This is a genomic window from Pseudomonas sp. ITEM 17296, assembly GCF_028895205.1.
GTDB classification, from domain to species: domain Bacteria; phylum Pseudomonadota; class Gammaproteobacteria; order Pseudomonadales; family Pseudomonadaceae; genus Aquipseudomonas; species Aquipseudomonas kermanshahensis.
In genome coordinates this window covers 1-1,320 of sequence record NZ_WJRS01000069.1, presented here as the reverse complement: position 1 = coordinate 1,320, position 1,320 = coordinate 1, and the positions used below count along the sequence as shown (strand labels likewise).

Below are 1,320 nucleotides of genomic sequence, written 5' to 3'. Positions count from 1 at the left end.
GCCACCGTTACCATCAAGGCTGGCGAAACCAGCGCTCCGTACACCCGCGAAGCACAGGGTGACGACGTCTACAAAGACGCTGGAGAAATCGAGCTGGGTATCAAGTCCGCCGTCGATGTTGACGGGCGTGCCTTCGAGAACCTGCAACTGGGCGATGCGGCGTCGGTCAAAGTGACTGACACCACGGATGACGTGGTGGCCAAGCTGACCGCTACCCCTTCGGTCACCGAAGGTGGTGCGATCACCTACACCATCACCCTGACCAACAAAGATGGCTTGCCGATTGATAAGCACTCGGCGCTGACCTTCACCTTGAGCGACGGCACCACCGTCATCACGGTCCCGGCCAACAGCACTACCGGCTTCACCACCGTGACTGCTCCGGATAACGTTTACGTCGGTACCAACGACGCGGTGATCAAATCGATCGCCACCGTCGATGGCGCGGATGTTGGCAAGTTCGAGAACCTGGTTCTGGACAAAACGCCGGTCAGCACTGCTGTCACCGACGAGCCAGGCTCGGGTACTCCAGGCGCTGGCAACGAAGGCGACTTGGTCAAAGTCACCATTACGGCTGACCAAGTCTCGGTTGCCGAGAACGTCAAACCGACCTTCACCGTCCACATCAACACCGCCCTGGCTCACGATCTGGTCGTGATGCTGAGCAACAACGCTACCGTTACCATCAAAGCCGGTGAAACCAGCGCGCCGTACACCCACGAAGCGCAGGGCGACGACGTCTACAAAGACGCCGGTGAAATCGAGCTGGGCGTGAAGTCGGCAGCAGACATCGATGGCCGTGCCTTCGAGAACCTGCAGCTGGGCGACGCCGCTTCGGTCAAAGTCACCGACACCACGGATGACGTCGTGGCCAAGCTGACCGCTACCCCTTCCGTTACTGAAGGCGGCGCAATCACCTACACCATTACGCTGACCAACAAAGACGGCCTGCCGATCGATAAACATTCGGCGCTGACTTTCACCTTGAGTGACGGCACCACCGTCATCACGGTTCCGGCCAACAGCACTACCGGTTTCACCACCGTGACTGCCCCGGACAACGTCTACGTCGGTACCAACGACCCAGTGATCAAATCGATCGCTTCGGTTGATGGCGCGGATGTCGGCAAGTTCGAGAATCTGGTTCTGGACAAAACTCCGGTCAGCACTGCTGTGACCGACGAACCAGGTACGCCGGGCAACGAAGGTGATCTGGTCAAAGTCACCATCACCGCTGATCAGGTTTCTGTTGCCGAGAACGTCAAACCGACCTTCACCGTCCACATCAACACCGCGCTGGCTCACGACCTGGTCGTGACG

1 protein-coding gene is annotated in these 1,320 nt (G+C 59.0%); it reads left to right on the top strand.

The features are described from left to right. Positions 1 to 1,320 (top strand): immunoglobulin-like domain-containing protein (locus GIB19_RS28065; protein WP_342456472.1); only part of this gene is annotated, 1,320 nt, incomplete at both ends.